3 tRNA genes are annotated in these 267 nt (G+C 66.3%); all 3 read right to left on the bottom strand.

From position 1 onward, the window contains the following. Positions 1–2: 2 nt before the first annotated feature. The 3 genes from ACSNN7_RS29150 to ACSNN7_RS29140 all read right to left on the bottom strand — a co-directional run bounded on the left by ACSNN7_RS29150 (position 3) and on the right by ACSNN7_RS29140 (position 264). A tRNA-Val gene (locus ACSNN7_RS29150) sits at positions 3–74 on the bottom strand. Positions 75–86: 12 nt separating this feature from the next. Continuing rightward, positions 87–157: transfer RNA gene (locus ACSNN7_RS29145), tRNA-Cys, on the bottom strand. A 34-nt stretch (positions 158–191) separates the two neighbouring features. Then, positions 192–264, bottom strand: a tRNA-Gly gene (locus ACSNN7_RS29140). Between the last annotated feature and the right edge of the window lie 3 nt (positions 265–267).

Genomic DNA, 267 nt, shown 5'->3' with positions numbered 1-267 from the left:
GGTGGGCGATACTGGGTTTGAACCAGTGACCTCTTCCGTGTCAAGGAAGCGCGCTCCCACTGCGCCAATCGCCCGTGCTCGTACCGAGGTGGGGACGGGATTTGAACCCGCGTACACGGCTTTGCAGGCCGTTGCCTCGCCTCTCGGCCACCCCACCGAGGTTGCCCCCGTCATGCGTGGCGGCAGCTCCGAGCGGACGACGGGATTCGAACCCGCGACCCTCACCTTGGCAAGGTGATGCGCTACCAGCTGCGCTACGTCCGCGTG

The organism is Micromonospora sp. URMC 105, from assembly GCF_051386295.1.
In the GTDB taxonomy this organism is placed as follows: domain Bacteria; phylum Actinomycetota; class Actinomycetes; order Mycobacteriales; family Micromonosporaceae; genus Micromonospora.
This window is presented reverse-complemented; position numbering and strand designations above follow the sequence as displayed.